The organism is Thalassospira lucentensis (assembly GCF_032921865.1).
GTDB lineage: Bacteria > Pseudomonadota > Alphaproteobacteria > Rhodospirillales > Thalassospiraceae > Thalassospira > Thalassospira lucentensis_A.
In genome coordinates, this window is the sequence record NZ_CP136683.1 from 13170 (window position 1) to 37300 (window position 24131).

Genomic DNA, 24131 nt, shown 5'->3' on the forward strand with positions numbered 1-24131 from the left:
ATGAAACAGAACAGGAAAACCGAAGCTCTTGACAGGTATCACAGCTGGAACCGGAAAGCAGGGCACCTGACATTTTTCGGCCTGATCGCATCCGTTCTCCTTGCATGGCCGATCGATGCCCTCGTCTCCCGGGGACAGGAAGGCATGGTGATGCTGGCGACCGGTATCACAAGCCTCATTTCGCTTCTTCTTGGGGTCTTTGTCGCGAGAAAAAGCAGTGTTTACAACATGAAGGTTGCGCCTGTTGCCTGGTTCATCTGCCTGCTTCTTGTCTCCCTGTCCGTGGCAAGCGGCATAGCCTTCTGGATGATGGCCATGCGGGGACTTGCCAATCAATGGCTGAATGATACGGGAAAATGGTTCCGGATGATGGCCTATGACCCGCTAAGGGTCATCATGTTCTATGAGCAATGGTTCAGAAATGCGTGGTCATCCTGGACACCGGCACCAAAGGTCATGCTATGGATCGTCGGAACCTGCCTGTTGGCAACCATCATGATCCGAAAACAGAACCCCCATGACGCGCTGCGAACCCTTCATGGCAATTCACGTATTGCCACCATGAAGGACCTCAAACGCTGGAAATGCTGGCGTGACAGCTATTTCAGCCCGAAAAACACCATGGCAACCAACCTTCTCGATAAAGGAGGTATCGTTCTTGGCAAATTCAACAAACGATACCTGCAATCGAACACGACACTGACAGCGCTCGTGCTTGCCGCGCCGGGCTCGGGGAAAACATCAGGCATCGCCATCCCCACAATCCTGAATGAGCACATGCGCGACTGGTCATTTTTCATTTTTGACATCAAGGGGGAACTGTATCGCGATACCGCAGGTTATCGTTCCGGATGTTCCGCGGTTCTCAGGTTTGAACCCAGGGGGCGGAACGGGGCTCGGTGGAATCCGCTTTCCCCAACCCATAGCCTCCCGGATGGCGGTCGACTGAAATCGGCCCTGCAGGAGCTCGACAAGGCTCTTGGCAAGATTTACGGACGCTATGCGCTGGATGCACGTGTCCGTCTTCTTCAGGAAATCAGCCATAATAACGATTGGGGCCTATGGCTTGAGAACGAGCCCGGGTCACTTTCCCCAATCGCAAACACCTCCGCGCCGATCCGCGACATCATGCGCAACGAGGTTGCGCCGATTACCCGGGAAATCGCGATCATGCAGGCCAGCCGGGAGAGCTATATCCAGAAATTGTCCTTTGGTCTGGTTCCTGAACCGCCAGGAGGTGGCGGGGGAAACAGCAAACACTTTATCGACCGTGCCCGATCTGCCGGCTTTGCACTGATGGGCTATACCATTGCATATTGTGAAGAGCAGGGGATGGAGCCCAATTTCGGCCGTCTGATCGATTTGTGGTCAAACGCTGTTGAGCAGCATGGCGGTTCGCATTCAGGTGACAAGCAGCAGGAAAGCAATGCTCTGGACGGGGCTTTGCAGTCAATGATCGACCGCTGCAACGAGAACGGATATCCGGACCGTGTCCGCCAGGAACTGATATCGCTTAAAAACACGCCTCAGGACGAACGCGGATCCATCTTCTCCACCCTCGATAACGGTCTGGCGATCTTCAAACTGCAGACCGTGCGGGAACGGACCTCGACATCCGATTTCCGTCTTGATGACATGCGCGGCATGAAGGGCAAGGACGGCAAGGAGTATCCGGTAACGCTTTATATCACGGTTTCCCTGGAAGATATCAAACCGATGGCCCCCATCCTTGTCATGCTGACCGAAGCCATGCAGGCCCGTCTGATCTCCCAGGATGCGCAATCTGTGAAGTCGGCCCGCAAGGTTCTCTTTCTGCTCGACGAATTCGCGCAGTTGCCGAAAATGGCAACGCTTCTTTCCAGCCCGGCTGTCGGCCGCGGTCAGAAAGTGGGGAACCTGCTGATTGCGCAGTCTTATGGGCAGATCCGTGAAACCTACGGGGCAGATGGCCTGAAAGCACTGCTTGATACCACTGAATGGAAGATCATTCTGCCTTTGTCCGATGGTTCGACGGCAAAGGAAATTTCTGAAATGATCGGCAATGAAACGGTTTTCGAGCAAAGCGAAAGTTCGCACCGGATACGTCCGTTCGGTATGATCGGCGAGATGCTTTTCGGCCTGCTTGAAAGCTTTGCCGACAAGGAGGCACAGGTCAAATCCAATGATGTCAATGAAAGCCGGTCGCTGAAACCAAAACCGGTATTTTCTCCTTCCGACCTGATGTCATCGGACACCGACAATACCTGGCGCGAAGGCCAGCAGATCGTGATGGCATATCGGCGATATAACCGGCCAATCGTCTGTGACACGCCGTTCTACTTCAAGGACAAGAAACTGTTACAGCGATCTCGCATTGCGGCTCCCATCCCAGATGACAATGAACCGTTTAACGGACAGGGTTTTTGCGGGGCTCTGGAACATCTGCGCGCCTCCACGGGGGGAGAGGGCCGAACGATCCAGTCCCTTCAGAAAGCCGCATAATCACGTCCTTTCAACCAATCTTGTTAATGCCCCGATCTGGTGTCGGGGCATTTTTTTGCCTGGCGACCGCAATATGCAATCGATCATGAAAGAGTGATCGGTTAAACTTGGCAGGAAGGGGAACTGATGACGAACCGAAAACGGGCACCCGAAAAAAAATTAGGCACATTCAGGCTTCCTGGCCGTCTCTATCAGGACAGGCGAATGAACGCCTCAAACAAAGGAGCTTGCTGATGACTGTCGAATTGAACGGGCCTCTAAGTTTCACCCTGCCGGAAGAACTTGATGAAAATGACAAGGTCATTACGCCCGAGCGCACAATTGAAGTGCCGGTTTCCGATCTCCAACTGGAGGTGCTGGACCAGTATGAAGGCTATACGGAAGGCAAGATTACCGGATATGTCGATGAAGTTGGCGATATTGAACTGACATACAGTGTCGATAACGACGCTACCAATCTTGAAATCGATACCGGCTATATCGATTCTGACATCACCTGTGATACGTCCGGTGTGAAACCTGCTCTCTCACCAGAGTAAAACACCGTCGAGCCAGAACAAAAGAAACGGCCCCATCAGGGGCCGTTTTTTCGTTTACATTTTGGGTCCTTGCGATCCCTGACTTCGGGAACCTGTCCGGATTACCGGTCCTTCAAACGGTTTGGTATCCATTCCCCTTGAACGCATCACTTCGAGCATCGCATTTTCAGCCCGCCCCAGATTGCGCTTTTCCTGCAGGTCCATTTTAGGCGCATCGGGCTGGATCTTCTGGCGTGCCTCCCGGGTTAGCTCCAGGCTCGCCTTGAGCTGCTCATCGCTATATCCGGACAAAACGTCCTTCAGCTTTGCCACTTCTTCGCGATTTTCACCGATTGAATGGACTTTGGCACCGATCGAGGCGGCCATCGCCTGTGCCGGCCCGGCCGGATCAGGCTGAAGGGGTCCATTGTCCTGCCGGTTCAGAGGGGCCATGTCTGATGCGACAGTGCTTTTTGTCCCTTCACCGGTATCAAGATCACGGGTTCTTGGTCCGGAGGCGGCCTTCTGCAACCGGACAACATTGTCGCGAATGACTTCTCCGGCAGCCGAGAGATGCGGATCGGGGACCTGACTTACGAGTTTGAGGAAATTTTCCGACCGGGCGGCAAGCCAGCGTCCATCATCCGTCTGGAAAATGACATCCCCGGTTTTAAGCGGATAGACAAATGCCATGACATCCTTGCGGCTGATGGCTTCATTCAGTCCCGGTTCAACCAGGCCGGATTGAAGAATTGTCCGGATATCGGCATTCCCGTCTGTTCCGGCGCGTGAGGCCATTACCGCGAGATTGTTAGCTTCTGTCGAAACAGCACCGGTTCCGATCTGTTCAAATGCATTGATCAGAGCCGCGGCCCCGCCCGTCGTCGCAGCCATACCGATCTGAACCGCATCCTCGCCGGTATGGGGTTTCAACCCGACATTGATCGGCCATTCCTGGCCCTCACGCCCGGCTTCGACTTCATACTGGGCATAACGGCCATCAATCCGGATCGTTTCCGATTGCCCCGAGATTTCACGGGACAGGGCTTCGGCAACGACATCGGAATAGCGTTGACCGGGCGGTTGCGGCGGGACACCCAGTCCGTTGGCGACCGTTTCCCCGGAGCGACGCCGTTGTTCTGCCTTGAGCGCCGCAAGACCGCGTTGCAGCTCATTCATCTCGCGCATGTCGGCCGTCAGGGCATCCTGACCCTTGGTCGAGAGATAATCACGGGTTTTTGCCAGACCACGGGCCAGCGAGGAATAGGCAAAAAGCTGTCGACGAAAGGATTTCATTTCCTTGCGCTTTTCGCGCAACTGAACCTGCTGCTCGCGGATCGAGGCGGCCAGTTCAAATCCGGTCATTTTTCCGATCGAATTTCTGGCCCGGTCATAAAGATCCCTGTTGTCACCAGGCAGCGGCATTCGAACACCCGGCAACTTTGCCTGCAATTCCGCCCGGCCACCAAGTTTGCCCTGTTCGATCTTGCGATAGATGTCCTCGACATTCTGGAAACCTCTGCCGCGCGCGAGATTTCCCACACGTTCAAAGAAACTGGTGAATGGCTGAAGGGCTCGCTCGATCAATTGAGGCGGTTTTGACGCCCCCTTGCGATAGCGGACAAAAGCCTGGGCGGCACGCTGGGCTGTCTGCTCTGTTTCAAGCTGGACACGTCGATGAGAGACAATGCCAATATTGTTGCCACTGGCATCGCTCAGACGCATCATTCCGGAAGAGGGATCGCCATCGATCGGTTCGATCTTCTCGCCGGGATCAAGCTTTCTCCATGTCTTGCCATTATCAAGTGACACCTGATCGAATGTGCTGAAAGCCTCATCGAGGATCTGGCGCTCTTTCTGTGTCAGAACATGGGTAAGACTGACAAAGACCGACTGATTAACCGCATCGTCCGGATCAAAATTGCCCGCATCAAGTGCAATGGCCATGGTCTTGCGGACCGGGTCAAGCTCAATGCCGGGCCCAGATCGTTCCATGCCCTGCAGGAAGACCCTGATATCGGCTGTAGGGTTCATCTGTCGAACGGTACGAACGATATCCTTGCGCATATCTGTCAGGGTTGCGGCTTCCGCTTCGGAACTTTCATAGAGTTCAACGCCCCCGGCCTTGTAGAGCCGCTCATTGATGTCAGCTGCGGTTTGCTGCGAACGTCGATAGTCGAGAAGCGCGCCGGTAAACCTGTCAAAATTTTCCGGTCCGACTGCCGCACGCAGCGCCGAATCATATTCCCGTCGCGCCATCGCATTCGGGACGGCACGGCTTGATCCGGTGGAAAATGTCGGGACCCACAGGCTTTCAAAGGCATCCAGCAGCTGGTCTGCATCCTTTTCGGGTCTTCCGGAATTGACCATCTGGGCCATCAGTGATGAGCGGACCGCAGAGTAATGATCGAGCGCATCACTCAGGCGCAGACGGGCATCCTTGTGCCCGTCCTGCAACTGTTGAACTGTTGTCATTGGGAACTCTCCCTATCAGAAGCTGCGACCCCGGGTAAACTGCTGGGATGGCGATGGTTTCTGGCTTCTGCTGACAGCCAGATCCTTTTGTTCAATCATGAACTGCCCCAGCAGCCTGTTTCCGTGATTAAGCTGTTCCCGACGGACAGGATCGGTTTCTTCACCCAGACGCTGGCGCGTCCGGAGCAATGCGCCAAACTGCTGCTCGGGCGAAAAGCCCTTACGAAGCTGTTCGCTATAGATCTTGAAGGATGCCGGCGTATCATCCTGGGCATAGAGTACCGGTACGGACTTGCTCCAGGCTTGTGCTCTTGCACTTGCCGCATCAACGATTGTCGAAGAAATCCGCGGCTTGATATAGCCGGCTTCAAGATGACGCTTGCGCGTCTCTTCCACCGATTTCTGAACATGAGCCGGGACAGGGAATCCGGATTGAAGAGCCCCTTCTACCAGGGCGGTGTGAGCGGCTTCAACCAGACGACGCGAAGAGAGTTTTTCGCCTGATTTCATTCGTTCGGCGAGGATGATCTCGCCACTGCTTCTGTCAAGAAGGGACTTCTGGACACCATCGCCGGTTTTCAGGGTCTCGATTTTGTAGAGCCGCTTTGCAATTTGCCCGAATTCCTTCGCAGAAAGCATCCAGGGTGCCGTTTTGGCAATACTGGTCCAGTTTGACAGCCGTTCGCGACGACGGGAGAGATAATTGCCTGTCGCATAAAGAGCTGCCGCCCCGCCACCGGCCACAGCAACGTTGGCGACGGCCGTCAGACCGCCAACCCCACCGAGGGCTGCGAGCGCGACTGTCGCTTTGGCACCAATGGCATCCGACAGAGGTTCTGCCAGCTCACGCGCTTTATCACCCAGCGCGGAGAAGGCCGTCCTGGCATGCTCAAGAATGGTTGGCTGTATTCCCGGGCCTGCCTCACTTGACAGTCGCATGAAAGCTTCATCAAGAACAAAGCTGTCCGGGGTGGCCCCGGCCGGGCCGGCATTGAATGTGGTACCTGCAAGCGCATTGCTTATGTCATTGCCGACAGATGTGCTGAACTGCTTTGCTGCATGCAGCATCGATGCCCAGGTTTCAGGTTCAGCCAGAAGTGCTGCAGTATCGACAGTTCCCTGTCCGAGTTCGCGGGCATAGCCGACAGATGCGTTAAACACATCGCGAACATTCTGAATGCCGGTTTCCTGAAGCTCCAGAAATGCGGTGATTTCCTGGCGTGTTTCTTCCGAAATCCGGTCCCAGAGTGACCCGTTACCGCTCAATGAATAATCGGTAAGCTCACGCCAGTCCCCGGGACCAAAACGCTGGAAGACACCTTCAATGGTCTGCGGATCGGGAAGATAGTCTTTAGCACCTGCCTGATTGGCAAGTTCGACACTGCCTGCAATCGCCCCGCCAAGGGCTGCCGAACGTCCGAGATCACCGGCAAGGCTGCCGCCGACTTCCTCGGCAGTATCCCGTCCGAGACTGAAACGTGCCATCTGATCTGCAGTCGAATGTGACGCACTGATCCGTGACAGAGACTTTGAACTCAGATCCGAGCGTTCCTTCCGGACCCGGGCCAGGTTGTCAGCGTTCTCGGGACCAAACTTGCGCGCAAGCATCGTCGCGTTCGAATGATTCTTCGCAACATAATACTGATTGAGCGAGGAATCGTAGACTGCCCCGGTCCGCCGGGCCAGTCGAACCTCATCGAGAGGCAGGTGCAGATAGATGCGATCCTGCATATCAACCGAGCGATTGGCATGTTCAAGAAACATCTGGTCGCGCGAGCGCAGATCCTTGAGCCATTCGGTTCGCGCCTGATCGTGGCCAAAACGGTCATACAGATCATCGAATTCGGGATGTTCTTTGGAAATATAGAAAACCCGGTTGGTATTGTCGTAAAGAATAGGCTGCTTTACGGGCCAACGACCTTCGGCCTTTAGCTGATTGATATCATCCCGGCGAATATAAAGGGCAAATGCCTTCTGGGGGATGCTGTCGAAATTTCCGCGGGCCATAGGCTGATCATCATTCCTTGCAGGAAGCGGGAAAACGGGCTCTGGTACCGACATTGTTTGTCTACCTGTGTTAGCAATATCACCTGTATCTTCCCGGTGCAAATATTCTGCGACATCAAAAGAAGAACGTAAAGTATTTTCTTTTGATGACCAACCCTCATTTGGGCCAGTTGCAATATTCATTTCAGCACCATGTCCGATTGAATATCGAATGACATGTGGTGACTGTCTGCCCCTTGCAATAGCCGGTCCGGCAGCCGTATTGACAACAGATGTTCTGGGCTTTGGCGAGGACATCTGCCATGGCTGGCGAACCAGAGATGCGTCGTTCGTCCCGACATCGACCGGTGTCAGTTTGCGATGAAGCTCCAGGTCTTCGGATATCCGCTGGCTTCGTGTTGCCGGGATCGTCGATACGTTTGCAGCATCCTCGACCCGATGATATCCGGCTGCCCGGGCAGCCTGGACGATCTGCGCATCATCCAGATGAAGTTTCAGCAGGCGATAGACCATTTCCGCCGGAACTGCTTTGGACTCCAGCCGTCGGCCATATTGACGAACTGTCGCTGCAAGCGCTTCCAGGCCGGCAGCTTCCACCAGAGCGACAGCCTCGGGCAGGGCAAGGTTTGATGACACATCCAGAACTTTTGCGCGCGCGGCAACCTTTCCCGATTTCGCCTTTTCGAATGCATCCTGCCAGGTCTGGAAACCACGTCCAGAAAGCAGGCTGTTCATGCGCGCCACAAAATTGGTCAGTTTGCCAAGACCAGGTGCATCCGGTTCGCCGGCAAGCCATTTGGCAAAAGCTTCCGCTGCCCGTTCCTCGGTCCCGAAGCTCCTCGCAATCGCCCTGCGCTCCTGAGGTTCGAGGAGAGGGACAATCGAATGGTAAAGTTCATGACCGCCGGTCAATTTCGGATTGCCGCGCGACAGATCGGTCGAAATTGTCATGGAATCCGTTTCGGCGAAATACAATCCAAGGACAGGCTGACGGTCCGTTTCACCATCAATTCGACCATCCGCGAACAGACGGTCTACAAAATTTGTTTCCACAGACGGATTAACCTGTTCCGCCAGATCAGCAATCTCGTCCTTGAGCCGGGCAAGGTCATGTTCGAAATTGGCATCAAGATGATCCAGATAGATCCCGGCATAATCTGCTATTTGATCTGCCAGTTCCGGCGCCCAGCGACCATAGAGGCTTCCGCCAGGACCCGTTGCGGCAACAAAATCCCGGATCGAGGCGTAAACCCAGTTTCCATTCGAAGCCGGGTAAAGAGCATAGCCGAAATTCAGGGCGATGACGTCTTCGGTATAGCGTGAAATACGGCCATCCAGCGGACGGTTAAGCAGCCCGTTCTCCCGCATGATACGCTTTCTGTCCGTCGCTGACAGCTCCTTGCTGCTGTTCAGATGGGCGGCCAGATCGTCAAGGAGGGCTTTGACATCCTGACGGGTTTCCGGGGCTGCCGTCACCGTAAAGCGGGCAGGTCCGCGATTGGGGACAAAATCCGGAGACGCTGCTGGATGGGCATTGCCGGGACGCATGCCGAAACCCGGTGCAGCTGCAACGGCCGAGGCTACCGATGTATTGCGATTATCGACTCTGGCGGATGCAATCATTCTTTTTGGGTAGATCGCCTGCTGATCAAAAATCACCCGCATTTCATAGCCGTTCTGGTCAAGCATGATCATGCCGTCATGACCATAACGGCGCATCTCACTGATGATCGATCGATGCAGGTCGCGAGGGTCACCGGCGATCCCAAGCTCCGTCATTTTTTCCGACCACCATCTGTCCGGATTGCCATCCAGAAGGATTGATTTGAGTTCCTCAACACCGCTGAACCCGTATTGCGCGCTCAAACGGTCATTGATTTCCTTCAGACGCGACGTCCAGCTGTATCCCGCAAGCTCGGCTGCTGTCAGTTTCGCAAGATTACCGGTGCGGATATGAACCGGAATTGCCGTGCCGGTTTCAACAGAAGCAGCCATTTCATCCGAATAGACAGAAATCCCGTCAAGCAGGGGATGGCCTGAGGGATTCCCCGCCCGATCCGCGGGAACATACCAGGTCGTACCCGTCTCAAAATTACGGCGTTTGAGAACGGCTTCTTCCAGGGGTTCATATTCTGTCCCGACCCTGGTTGCCGCATGAGAGGCAGCCTGCCATTCATCACCATCCGGCGACAGGACAACAATGTCGGCAGACTGGTTGCGCAAGGTTTCAAGCGCGCGGTCGACAACCGCTGGAGCAATTGTTGTTGTGACGCGTTGCCGTTCCTGTCCATCCCGAACCATTGTCAATCTGCTTTGGGCTGGCTGGAAGAAGCGAGCGGCCAGTCTGGCATCCCCATCAAATAGAACATGGCCATCAGGTGTATTGATCATCACCACCGACGCCGGGTTCTGAGACTTTGCACTGTCCCAGACCGAGGCAAGATCGGCATTGCGGCCTTCCTGTGCCTGTAGCGTTTCCGCTTCAATACGGCTGCTGGCTGCAGTTTGCCTTTTTACGGCTTCTTCGCGCTTTTGTCCCGTGATGGATTGTGCCGTGTCTTCTACACGTGTGATTTCCGTATCCGGAGCGAAGTTGCGAACATTGGCCCGGCCATCCTCCGCCACCTCAATCAGGGCAACCGAGAGCCCCCGAAGGCTCATCTGTCGGGCCTGATATTCCGCTTCGGTATCTGACAGCCTTATGGCCTTATGATCGCCCAGCTGCTCGAACTTGGAAGTGAGCAGGGGATCCTTTATTGCGATTTGCTCAACATGCTGGTCAAAGGTCAGCCAGCTTTCGCCATCCCTGACAAACACGATGCGATCCGGATGACGCTGAGACATCTCGGCATGTTGTTCAATGGCATTAGCCGCAAGAATTTCCTCAACCGCCACTGTTTCCTGTGTGTCGGAAATTCTGGCCTGCCGCCATTGGCCACGGGTCATTCCGTCTGCCAGCATCAGACGTTTACCTTCTGATGCCAACAAAGAGGTGATCTGGCCAATCTCGCTTTCCTCAAACCAGGTCACGTCATTCGCATCAAGTCTGCCCCGCAGGATTTCTGACTTGTCGGCCATATCCCGGGCAATTCGCCCGGCAAGGCAGTAACGATCCCCTTCATGAAGGGCCGGAACCTCGCGAGACCTCGCAGCGATCAGAAGATCTTCATAGCGATCGTGAACCGGTTTATCGGCCCAGGCTGTCTGCTTTCGTTCGGCGCGAAGCTTTTGGCGTTCGCTCAGTTTTGAACTGTCTGATGCATCCGTTATCTCGAAGGTTTCGGTAAGATGGCTTGATCCGGCGAACTGTTCGAGTTTGATTTTCCCATCGTCATCGAGACTGGCAATGGCGACTTCATATGCCTTGGCCAGATTTTCGGCCAGCAAACGGGCATCCGCCGTCGGCATCTCGATCTCGGCCATATCGTTGATTTCGACAAGCGGCAAAGCCGGATCATGTGCATGGGCAAGTCGGGCATCACGGTCAAACAACCGTAACCGATCGCGATCGACGAACAGCACAATGGCTCCTTTTCCGACCAGTGTCCGAACTTCTTCGGCCTGAAGGAAAATGGACGTCATTTTGGCATCCAGTTCAGACTGCTGTTCTCCATTCGGACCGGTGAGCAGCAGTCTTGGTGCTTCGAGAGCGGCAGCTTCTGCCGCGGCCGCAAGAGCAGGCCCGACATAGACATCGCTGGTACGACGATGCAGGCTTTTGCGTTGAATGGCATCCCATGCAACCCGCACATCGGAGGTATCCACCAACCGTGTTCTGACAACATTGTCCTGGTTGAACTGGATCCAGTCAAGATTGCGGATTTCCGCCAGCTGGTCGATATAATCGATGAGTTGTGAGGCGTCACCGCCTGGTAACTTTGACAGTGCCTGGTGATCTATTCCCGGAACGGCTTCAAGCTGCCGGATGAATTCAAGGGACTTTTCATTTTCCCCTGTCAGATCGACCCCGGCTCCACGGCGCAGGTAGACCGGAACAGCCTCAGGGAAACGCCCCGACGCCTCTGCATCGGTCCTGCGGGTGAAGAGCTCCGGTTTCTGGCCTTCCCAGGCCCGGTCGAGTTCCGGAAATTCCCTGTTCGGAACGGCCAGCCAATGCACTTCGTTCACATCGAACCCGTGTTCCTGCAGCTGTGCGGAATCAAAACTTTCCAGCTCCTCGGCTTTCCAGTTTTTCAGTCTCTGAACTTCATCTTCTCCGCGGTCGGCCGACCAGGCGTGCTTGCGGGAGAGCTCTTCGGCCCGTTCTTCGCGTGCGATCGCAATGGTCGCTTCGAGCTGATCCCAGGCAGGTTCGACATTTCGAACACGAAATGCCGACAGTTCCTTCTGATCATATTCAAAAGGATTCCACATACGCGCAGAATCAAACCCGGCGTCTGCCAGCCAGCCCATGATGGCATCTTTCAGATCACCATCATATTGTCCGGCAGCGCGATAATCCTGCCGGCGAATGTAGTCTTCAAATGCGTCGTAAGTGAATTCTTTCAATTCTCTTTCGACAATTTCCTCCATGACAGTGTCAGGATCTTCGCCGTCATCTACGCGATCTTCATATTCCTGATACTGATCAACCTCTTCATACAAAGTCGTCGATAGGCCAAGTTCCAGAGCATCGCGGTTATTCTCAAAAAATTCCCGCGTGATTGACCGGATCTCTTCTGGCCATGGGTTAACCGTGAGGTCGGCAACTTTTCCCGGCAGAACGCGCACCGGAATGGCATCTTCCAGACCCGCATCAAGCGCCGTATCCCGATCCGGATAGAGATAGAAAACCCCCATCGCCTGGTTTCCGGAGACGGCGTCGTCGAGATCAGGTGCTGTCGCATCAAGAACGGGCATCCAGAGAATTTCGGCATTCTGGAAGGCATCCGAGACACCGGCCGCAAGATTGTACGAAAGCCAGTGATCCAGATCGGTTTCACGCGCCTTTTCGTACCCGGTCTGAAGGATCGAGTTGATCCTGGCACGCTGGTCATATGGCATTGCCTCAGGATCGGTCAGCTTGGTGAAATCATAACCTGCGGCCATATTGCGGGCAGCTTCCGCAGCCCCTTCTGCGGTATACATGAAGCGGTTACCAGGCAGTAACGCCTGTCCGCTTTCCCGGTGGATGACAACGAAGCGCAAGGCTTCGGGATCAAAGCTGCCGGGTCGAAGCCCCGGACGCGGGAAGGGGACAACGGCAAGCCCCGGCGCATCCGGGGATGTAAAGCCTGGATAGCGCACAGGCCCTTCAGGTGACAGCAGCGGGACATCCTGAACAACCCATTGCGCAGGTGGAGCCCCACGGCGCATGGCCCAGATGTCATACTGGTGATGAGGGGGAAAGTCATTGATCTGATCTTCAGAGAAAACCGTCAGGCCGTTACTGCCCGAATTTCCAACGGAGAAATATACCCTGTTAAACTGGTGAACATGCCGTCCGGAATGGTCCTCAAGATGAAGATGAGCGATCAGATTATCCGGCGATACGTAATCGGGCACCCCCATAATTCTGTGAATTCTGCTTCCGTCCTGCTGTGGTCCAGGGGCTCCGTTATGCTGTACAGGTTCAAAGCCGTTTTCCGTTTCCCGCAGAGCCACCGGACGCCCCAGCGAAAACTGGAGGGAACGGGCAAAGGGCTTCTGCTCCTGTCCGCGCAAATCCCAGGGCATCACGAAACCCGATTGTTCCACTGACGGTCGAGTGGCCGGTTTTGCATTATCTGGTTTGACGGTCGTTTTTACATCAACCATTTCCGGAAGTTCGGTACCGGTCAGCTTCCGCGCATTATCAAGATCATCGCGGGCAAACAGTTTAATGCCCTTCTTTTCGATGATGTCGAGGATATCTCTGGATTTTTCTATCGGAAGATAGGCCACCATCGAGCTGCCACTGGAGACAAAATCACCGGTCAGGTTGCGGATCTCGCGATCCAGCCAATAGCGACCGCCAGTGCTGCGCCCGCGGGACGCGCTCAGAGCCAGCTTCGACCCCTTATCCTTTGGCATGACCTTGATCGACAGATTGTTATCAGCACTGAAAACAGTATTGCCATCTTTCAGGAACCTGATCTGATGGTCCTGTTTTTCCAGCAAAACGGGCGATGTCGCCAGCGTGTTTTCGATACTCGCCCCACGCGGCAGGATCAGACCCGCCTCGATCTCCCCTTCGGTATTCCGGAAATAGATGGCCTGACCCTCATCAAACCGGTCTGCTGCAGCGAGAATGTTTCCGGTAGCGATCAGACGCTCCTCGCGCTCGTCGGCCGACAGATTGTCAAAGGCCTGTGACACCGGCATTGATTTCAGTTCGCCATTGAGCATCACGGAGGCCTGATCGGCTTTGGCCAGCTCATAAAGTCCTTTGAGTGATTTCTCTCCGGGCAGGGCGACCTCATTTAAACGCAAGTCGATCGATTTGGATCCGTCAGCCAGATAGAGCTGGACGGACCATGCCGCAGAGGCCACCGGATTGTTCGAGGATCCTCGCTTTGACAAACCGGAGACAACGCCGTAGATGAGCCGGCCGTCAGGTGTTTTCAGGGCAACGGTTCGCCCAACCGGGAACTGGCTAACCAGTTTTTCAAAACGCTCCCGATCTCCATCGAGGCGGGCAGCCACCTGTTCCTTGCGTTTTGCGGATGCGCGCTCAATGGCAGAAGATTTGTATTTTTCAAACCGCTCGATCATTCTTTCGCGGAGCGCGCCAGCATGATCCCGACCGTGCTTTTGCAAGTCGGCGAATGATGTTTTTTCCGGCATCCCCAGACGGTCGTTCAGCATCGCCTGAATGCGAGTCCAGGGGAATGGCCGGTCAAGATTGGCAACATCCATTTTGTTGATGAATATGGGGCCACCGAACGGCGAGCTCGACTTGATGGATCGATCCAGTTTGGCCCTTGCGATCAGACGCGCATCAAGATCAAGAACCCTGGCTTCTTCCTTGAGCGTTCCAAAGGCTTCTGCGCGTGCATATTCGGTCCGATATTCACGTTCCAGTTCCTCATATAATTTGCGCTGTTCCTTAACGGGCAGCATGACAAGGCGACCGGTGATTTTCCGCGCAGCGCCTTCAGGATCAAGGCCACGTCCCCCTGCAGCCGGCTTGAGTGGCAAACCGAAGCGATAATGAATGGAGGGATTATTTTCCATCACTGTTGCCGCGGCGCGATCTCCCAAAGGATTGAGGATATTCACACCGCCACTCTTCAACAGGCCGTTTTTGCGGGCTGTTGTATTGGCATTCAGAGACTGGAGTTTGGCTTCAAGCACGGCAGCTGGACGTTCGGCTGCCGGGATATTTGGCACGAAATGACCATATCGTGGAGGAACGACCTGACCTTCCCTGTTTGTGCGCCATTTGAGCTGAACATGTGTCGTAACATCCCGATCAGCCTGCCAGGTCAGGTCCACGCGAGGACGCTGATCGGCGAATTTCTCGCTGGCATGCAAACTCATGCCACTGGCGGCACTGACATTGGCAAGAGCTGCATCAATGGATCCATCATTGAATCCCTGTTCTGTCAGAACGGCAGCCGCCTTGCTGCGCTCCTGTGCCGTCCGGCGATAATAACGCGGGATTTCACCGGAATAGTCGATCCCGTCCATCCGACCGGTAAATTCACCGAATGTGTAACCGGCTTTCTCGATCCGGTTCTTGACATAGTCAATCGGACTGACCGGCATTCCGGACCAGTCGATCGCATCAATACGCTTGATGATCTCGGCATATTTCGTGGTAAGGTCGCTCCCGAGTTCCGCATCGGTCAGGGGGCGACGGATTTTCTCGCCAAATGGCGTGCCCAAAGTCACATCGCGTGATCTTGCGACATAGCGCTTGAGCAGATCGCCATAACTCGCAGAGATCGCATCGCCAGCCTGCAATTCATTAACACTGGCATATTCCGAAAGGAACGACCCCATCGTATTGGCCAGTGTGATGAAAGGTTTTTCACCATGCTTTAGGGCTTCGATGGCCTCACCGGCAACATGATCGGCTGTCATGGCCAATAGAGCCTGATCGGTTACATTGTGAAGAAGGCTCGTGAAATTGGTTGAATTAACACCAACTTCACCAATGGCGCCGTCCGGCAGAGCTGCCTTACCTTCCTTAAGGAGGTTTCGGCCAAGCGATCCTTTCAGTCTGCCATTCTTCGCCTGATCGAACTCTGCAATGGCCTCGATCACGCCGGCAAACTGATCAAAGCGTTTTTCATCGATATCGACAGGGATGAAATCATACTTTGTGCCATCCATCGAGCGTTCGAGGCGCATATATTGCCCGCTCTCTGCCAGCATGGTTGCAACCATCTGCTGCATGGGAATGCCATGTTTGGAAATGACTTCGCCGATATCAGTGGGATTTTTCACAGCCAGTCGCAGGTCCGTGCGGCTGAACAGATCCATGACGGAAGGACGTTTGGCATAGGTACCGGAACTGTCATAGACACCCTTGGCATCAAAGCCGAGACTGCGCGCAAACTCGGCACGGTTTTCCGGAGCCTTCAAATCTTTGTACAGCTCGTCATTTCCGCCGGCATTATGCGTTTCATCGCGGACCAGATAAGCTTTGGGGGCAAGAGCCCTTAGCAACTGACGGCGCAATGTATCGTGCCCGTTGACGGTCTGGGTCTGTGACCAGGTCGTAAAGACCATGTCATATTTGTCGCCAAGACTCTTCTGATCCCGGATCCGGATCAGTTCGGCATCATGTTTTGCCTTGTCCGGTGTGCTCAGTACCGTTCCGTCAGGCAAGGGCAGCGCTTTGCTGGCCGTCAGACCGTCATTGGTGATCAATGGACGGAGATGGCCAAAACCGATATCGGCAAGGTCGCGCATGATTGCCGGATAGAGGTTCGGCTTCTCGGTGTGGAAAACCGGTATCAGGCCATGACGATGGGCATAGACAATCTGGACAGCAGCATCGCGGCCTTTGCCCATACCCATCAGCTTGCCATTGATGAAGGAACCGCCGCTTTCAAACTGATCAATCGACATGCCGGCCGTATCGATCTGTTCTGCCGAAAGGGCCTTATAAAGATCATCGCGTGAGGTATATCCGAGCTTGCCCTGCACATATTCATCGATATCTCCATGCTTCTCGATGAAGGCCTTTTTGGCTTTCTCGAAGGCGCTGTGAAGATTGGAGGGCATCAGCGTATTTTGAGATTTACCACCCGACATTGGCTTGTATGGCGTCAGGCTCTCGTCATTGACGGCCGGTTTCATGCGCTGATCTCCATCAGTAGATGATCCAGATCGAGTTGTTTCTGTTCTGCTGGAATCCCCGTTTTCGGGTCTGCCGGCAGTTCCCGTGTGATCGGCTGCAGGAACGCCCTGAAATCCGGATGTCCGATCAGATCGTTCGGCTGTATCGGCAATTCGGGGATTTCCAGACTGACCGTGATCCGGGCGAGGGTCCCCGGAACCGCGCTCTCCATCGCGCCCAGCTTCTCCCGAAGTGCGAAGAGATAGGTCTCCCGGTCCAGCTTGCGGTTCATCATTGGCAGCAGAACCGTTCCGAAGAGGGGCATTATGCCGGGAATAAAGGATTGCTGCGGAATGAAAGTCAGGTGAGCCATCCAGCTTGCCTGTGCGTTGTTTCCAGACATGATTGGCGATCTCCTGAAGCTGTTTCTGGGATTTTACGACCGGGGGACGGATATATCCCGGGTGATCAAGTTTTGATGTGCCAATGCCGTCTATGACGATGACGTCAATGGGCCATTGTGCGCCCTGGCGCTGATAAAGAGAGCCATCCAGCGTGACATGCCCTGTCACGTTGAATTTATTGTAAAGCTTCCAGTAGAAGCTGCGCATGCCGGCTGCAAGATAGGGATTCTCGCCGCTACGGGTGTTGCGTGGAGACGGCATGAGCAAAACCGCCCGTCCATCATCATCAAGATTGGACAGTGCGTTCCACGCAATGACTTCTTCCAGGCGATTTGTCCGGACCGCTTTCGTACCCGGCTTGATCGGGTGCGCCCCGGTCTCTTCGAGCGCGCGCACTCTGCTCTGGTCAAAACCAGGCAGTACGCCAAATGGCGGATTTGCAATCAGATAGGGGATCCGTTTACGGTCCGAGCGACGCAAGGTGCTTGATCTGGTTGCATCCCGCGTGCTCTTGACTGTTTCCGGGACCGCCAGATACCTTGCGCGCTCCGGATCAAGTTCATTTCCGCGTCGGTCCTCGAATGCCGTTCCGAGAAACAGTGCGCCGTGCCCGGCTGCGGGGTCCGTAACGGGCAATCCGGGTTTGGCATCCAGCAGCCAGTTGGCAAAATATGCCAGGGAAACAGGGGTGGAATAAGCCTGCATCTCGCTGGAATGGGACGTGCGTTTGGAAAAACGTGAAAACCGGTTCTGAAGGTTTTCCAGTGACTGCATGCGGTCGCCAACAGGCATGCTGTCGGGAAAGTCATGGGTCAGCCTGTCTGCCAGGCGAAGCATGGCGACTTCAGCCAATTCTTCGACACGTTTTGCCTTCAGGCTTTCCGGCCTGATGGTTTCCTTTGTCAGGTCTGAGGCAAACTTGCGCAATTCTGACGTAGAGGCGAACACCCGCCCACCATCAACAGCCGTGGACAATTCATCGATCAGCAGCCTTTCCTGTTGATCTGTAAAATCCTGTTCGGCCAGTTTGAAGGCGACTTCAGCAATATGAACCTTGCCATGATCAGTCGACTTTGCCTGCTTTCGACTAATGGCGGCCGCCTGGGATGATCGGGACAGATGCTTGTCCACGACCGCGGCAGCAATATTGCGAAGTGTGTCGCGGTCGGCCGTTTTGGACCATTCATGTATCTGATTGCGCCGAATGTCCCAGTTGGCAGCCGCCTGTAACTCGATGACGCAGTCTCGCGCTTCTTCTTCCCGTGAGAAACGTCCTTCAGACGTCATGACGCTCATTCCGGTGGGAAGATGTGAAATGAACCATCCCGGCCGACCATCCCGATCGCGGGAAATGGCAAACTGACCGTGCAGCTGGGCGTCAATCAGCTTGCCGCCAATACCGTTGAATAAGTCGTTTCTACTGCCAGGGGATGCAAAGAACACATTCTGGCGTTTGGTAAATCCAGCATCAGGTCCCGGCAGGTTCAAAGGCAGGGACGGATCCTTGAGCAGGGACGGATTGTCTCCCCGCGCATGTGCTTCCGCCATGATCACGGCTTCGTTCCAGCTGTCCGCATCGGCCACGAACTGGTCATTGAACTGGACCTGCCAGACAATATCCTTGTTTGATTTCGAGATGCTGTAACCTAGCCCTGTCTTGTCGGCCATCACCCGGGGGGTGATTTCCTTCAGCTGCTCTTCGGCCACATTTCGGGATTTTTCAAATGTGGCTTCGGCTATGTCATCGCCAAATTCCCGATCGAATGCAGCTTCATCAATATCGCCAATTGCAAGGCCATCATCGCGCAACTGTTTAAGGACCAGTTCCCGGGCATGTTTGCTAATCGACCTTTCGTTGATTTCGTCGCCGTTTGAAGAAAGGCTTGCAATTGTTTCAGCCCGGCAATGGGTTGCTTTCTCGGAAACAAACTCTTCGGTTATTTCAAACCGCTCGCCATGCTCAATCAGATACTCGCCCCGGATCCTGTGATAGTAGATATCGGCGAGGGCTGCAGCTGACCGGCTGATCTCCGATGCATCCGGAAGGACATCGATCTGGTTGAAATCATCCTCAGAGCCAAAGACCGGTGTTTCACCAGTCTTGTATCGTGGCGTGATCAGGTCCTGATAGACATTCCATTCGGGAAAGCGCTCGAGATAGGATTCTCGCAAATTCTGATAAGCGGCAGCAGCTTCAAACAGTGGTTGTGCGCGTTTTCGCGAGGTTGGATGCAGAATGTCTTCAGATTCCAGAAAATTATGAATTTTTTCGGCAAGTTCCTGATGATAGTCATCCCCAAGGTGCTGAACAGGGAAATTCTGGCGGTCCGGATGGGGTGCTGAAAGCCCCAGCGTTTCCGCTTCCATGAAGGCAACATTGGCTGCCTCCAGCATCTGTCTGGCCGCCGAAAGGCGTGAGGCTTCACCTGGGATTTCGCGACCGTCTGGCGTTCTCTCGTCGTTCCAGAATACCGGATCATGATCCAGGAATGTCGGGTCGCCAGCACCCAAACGGACAAGATCTTCTGACAGACGACGATAATCACGCCGGCCGATTGACAGTGACACTTCGGCAAACGGAAATTCCGCCTGAAGATTGCTTCCGATGTCCCGGCGGTCCTGGGCAATATCTTTCTGGCGTTCACGAATAAAAGCGGGTGTGACCCAGACTTTTGCCTCTTCATCTGACAGGCCATTGCCCTGGACAACCCGGGCAGGGATGCCGCGTAACGCCATGTTGATGAAGGCCATATGCACCGCACGGGCGTCCAGATCCTTCATGTGGACACGTAATCCGGTCTCCGGATCAAGCCCGAGCTGACGGAAATGGTCGACCGCGGCAATCATCATCACACCTGCACCGCAAGTCGGATCACTCAGGCTGATAAAACCTTTCCCATCATTGGCCTGATCGAGCTTCTCCTGATCCAGATCGCCAAGTGTCATGGCGGCATTCAGCCTGGCGACAGAGTAGGGGGTGAAATATTGCCCCCAGCGTTTATCACCGGCAAATTCCATGTGAATGCGACCAAGAATGTCGTTCTCGGGAAGCTGCATGCCCTCCAGCAACAGACGGGCTGCCCGCGGGAAATTTTCCCGAACGGTTTTCAGGCCCTTTGGGGTTTTCCGATATCGGTCAACAACCGCCAGATAGTTCTTTTCATTTTCAGTCCAAAGCTGGCTGTCCTTCGGAAAGGCATAGGACTGGGCTTCACAGGCCAGTAATTCAAGGAAATTCCGCCAGTTCTCGCGAAACAGCTTGGTATCATCACTGGTTTTGATTTCCCTGATGATTTCTTTCTCGATTTCGGCCACCCTTTTTGGAGAGACCACTTTGAAGGCGACTGCACCCGAAAATCCGGGGTTCGTCTCTGTCGGCCGTTTTCGCCCAGATCGGATCGATCGCTCAAAATCCTTAACGGCAAGGCTTGAGTTAAGCGCGATATCCTGCAGGCGCGAAAACTGCTTCGAGAGCAGTTCACCATTGTCGAGTTCGCCCCAGTCCGCCTGAACATCCAGCAGTTCGGCAAAGTTCCGGGCTTCACGGTCGGTCCGGAAGAATGGCTTTACGGGTAAACCGGTTGGCAGATGCAAAACAGCAAAACCGGGCTGTTTATCGCCCAGATGCTGATCGGTAGAGACCAGACCGAAATTGCCCCGTGCCACCCCCTTGACCGTCCGGCGAGATGTTTCAAGCTGGTGAGACAGGATGAGTCTCGCAGGAACCCAGTCCTCATTTCTGAAGCTCGGGTTCAGGGGTTCGAAAAGACTGGGATGATCAAAGTCCCTGATCCCCATAAGTGCAAAACGGCCGGCAATATGCTTTGCTTCTTCCAGAGCTTCCGGAAAATCCTCGCCCTGGGCGTGCCCGATGAATGTTTCATCACCTAGCGGCCCCGGGGCATAGATTTCAAAGCCACTATCGGGATGGTCTGGATGATAAACCAGACGATACCCAAGATGATCGTCGTCATGGATCACCCGGGCGCTATCGTATTCGTTGACCTCCTTGTCGAAAGCAGCCTGTATTGCCTCTTCCCATTCAGGCGCAAGATCAATCAGGATTGTCTCGGATTTGACAACGGGACTGGCACGCAATTCTTCCAGAATGTCATGCTGTTCTGAATCAGGCCTTTCCGACCAGTCTTCGTAGGTCGCGCTGGCGATCCGAGCCAGCGTCTGGGTTTCGGGAATGTAATTCTCGTAATGACGATCAATGAAATTCTCGAAAATTGGTCCGTCATGGGCCGTCTCACGGATCCGGTCGATCAACCATTTCCGATCAATCTGATCACGCTCCAGATCCGTTTCACGCATCTCCTCGAACCGGGGCAGAGCATTTTCCAAGAGGCCGACTGAAAATGCGATGGCTCCGCTAAAACCTGACTTCAGGCCGTTATTGTCTCTGCCAAATGGCGATTGACCCTGTTTAACCGGGCTCAAACGGCGCTTCATGCGTCGTCCGGTTCGGGAAGCTTCCCGAACCTGCCGGCGAGCTTCGGAAGCAGCGTTCTCGGCAACCGGACTGACAGTGCCAAGATTGTCAAAATTGACAGATGACCAGTCAAATCTTGGCTGGAGCAGGTCGACAAAGGACATTGACTGCTTTTGCTCCAGCCAGACCGGACCGATCGGCAAACCTGTCTGCAGATGAACCGCCTGATATCCCGGCCGATCGCGGGTGCCACTCATGACGACGGCGAAATCACCCTTTCCAAGGGCGCGCACGAGCCTGTATTCGTTGTCGGTTTCGCCATCTCCGACATGAATATGCCCCATGCCCCATTCATCGGTCCTGGGAGCGGTCCGGTTTACCGGATATGACCGGGGAATGAAGCCGAGTTTTGCATGGGTCCTTGCGGATTTGGTCGCATCTTCGTAGCTCTCATCTATGGTGAGGATCGCGCCAATATTGCCATCGCTGTTCATTTCGTGAAGCCGGTACTCAACCTCTTCACGCACGTCATTAGGCTCACAGCGAATGATGAAGTAGGGGTCTGCACCTTCCTGTTCATGTGATTGAACCAGATAGGTGTCATCAAGCAGGTTTCCTACAAGTTCATGTGCCTTTTCTGATTCCAGCTCGTAATAGATCTCATGAACTTCTTCCTCGCGATATCCGCCATCTGGCGTATATCCTTCAAAACTCCAGACATCGTCTTCGGGATTATTGCGTTCCACGGCCTCATCGATCAGGCGGTTATAAGCAACATCCCTTACCCGATCTTCAAATTCTACCCGGGCTTCCTCGGCCAACGCCTCGTCAGCATCAACATCGAATTCCTGAAGAATTTCTTCGCGCAGTTCATCATACCAGGACTGGCGTTCAGACAGATCATACAGATCGTCCATATCTGCCAGAAAATCCCTGTGATTGGCTTCCAGACATTTCTTCTGTGCCTGGAACATGAGCTCATCACCATCGGGTGACTGATGTAATCCCTCATGGATCTCCTCAATGACGTCATTTTCGAATTCTTCGAAATATTCACTGTCCCTGAAGACGATCGCCGTATTTTCGTCAGGAAACTCGGGAACAGGACGGTCATCGCCCGTGAGGTTCGGGGTACGATAGTTTCGGAGTTCGGGATAGCCGTCCAGAACAGTGGCTGGCACCGGCATGCCACGTCTCAAAGCCATGTAGAGCTGATCTTTGTGAACGGCAATCAGGGTATCTCGAAGCGAAATATCGACATCAAGCCGGGATGGAATGATCTCACCGGCATGAAACATGTCCCTGACTTCAGGGGACAGTGAGTGGGTATCGGAAATCCAGAGCTTACCGTCTTTCGATCCGCCGATCGTTTCCAGGATCGTATCCCGTTCCCGATGACGGTAATGAGGTGTAAACAGATACCAGTTGTCCCGATTACCGGGTTCCCGGACGAACAGTTTGTTGTGCCCGCCCTGGTATAAGGGTTTGAAGGGCTCTGCGGCCAATTTGAGATCGTCAATCTCGGTTTGATCCAGTTCAACGAAACGGATGTCGCTCAGGAATTCTTCCCGGGTTTTGGCCCAGTTTTCCTTGCCAAGTGAAAAAACGGCCTGACCATCCTGCAAAAGCTTGTTGGTTTGAGCCGTTTGAGGCGCATATCTTGAAATCATGGCTGGCGGAAACACAGAACGCACAACCCACCAGTCATCCGGATGATCAAACGGTGTCTGATTTACCGGAGCAACATCCGTGATCGCCTTTCGCATGGCATCAAAATAGCGATCTGCTGCCATTTCATCGGGATGGTGGAGGCCTCTGATCAGTGCGAGCTGATCCGTAGGTTTTGACGGCCATTCATCAGCATGAACACGCTTTCCGAGACCATCCCGCCGATTTCGCGTATAGCTTAAGGCATCGATCCATTCGCCCCTGCGAAAAGCGCGTACATTCCAGCCGGGTTCAACCTGGTGAGATTTCGATCTGGCAGTCGTGTCCCCCACCTTGAAGTGCGGTAACAATTCCGAGCCATCCGGTGAACGCCAGGTTGAACCGATAACGCGATCCCTGTGGCCCGGGAAATCCTGAAGAACGGCCTCTGGGATAGGGTAACCATCTTCCACGGCTTTAAAGACGGCGCGTTCGCGCAAGGGTTTGCCGTCCACATTCGGGCCGATCAGTCGGGCGCGTGCCTCGCGCTTTTCAAGCAGGGCGTTATAATAACCAAGATCAGCGGATATGATCTGGTTGCCTGCGTCCGTGGCATAATAGGTTCCGCTCTTTAAACGCACGGCATATTTGCGCGCAAGCCTCGCGATCAACTCTTCGTCTTTGCGTCCTTGTTGCAAATACTGATGGAATTCCTCACTGGACATCTCCCAGGGTAGAATTTCATGTGTCAGAGATCGTGCCGCAACCGAAACCATCAAGATCGCCTTTGTCTTTTGATATCAGACGGCAATCCGATCCTGCATGCGAAACATCTGATTGCCGGATACAAATTCTAGCAAATCATGCATTTGACTAACAGAGTTATTCTTTCAATGACACAAGTTTGTAGTTGTCCACAATCAACTATAAAACTCTTGAGATACCGTGCCCGT

The 24131-nt window shown here is 54.2% G+C and carries 4 protein-coding genes; 2 read left to right on the top strand and 2 right to left on the bottom strand.

What is annotated here, in order from left to right; all coding sequences use genetic code 11:
* The gene (locus R1T41_RS00070) at positions 1–2481 is read left to right on the top strand and encodes a type IV secretory system conjugative DNA transfer family protein (protein ID WP_317337054.1); all 2481 of its coding nucleotides are present in this window, start codon (positions 1–3) and stop codon (positions 2479–2481) included.
* Between the two features lie 233 nt (positions 2482–2714).
* Positions 2715–3020: a hypothetical protein gene (locus R1T41_RS00075; protein WP_317336979.1), complete on the top strand. Its 306-nt coding sequence runs from the start codon at positions 2715–2717 to the stop codon at positions 3018–3020.
* Between the two features lie 54 nt (positions 3021–3074).
* On the opposite strand, the gene R1T41_RS00080 is transcribed toward R1T41_RS00075, so the two are convergent.
* Positions 3075–5474, bottom strand: a complete 2400-nt coding sequence (locus tag R1T41_RS00080; RefSeq protein ID WP_317336980.1) for a hypothetical protein — start codon at positions 5472–5474, stop codon at positions 3075–3077.
* A 15-nt stretch (positions 5475–5489) separates the two neighbouring features.
* Positions 5490–23954, bottom strand: a complete 18465-nt coding sequence (locus R1T41_RS00085) for a strawberry notch C-terminal domain-containing protein (protein WP_317336981.1) — start codon at positions 23952–23954, stop codon at positions 5490–5492.
* Between the last annotated feature and the right edge of the window lie 177 nt (positions 23955–24131).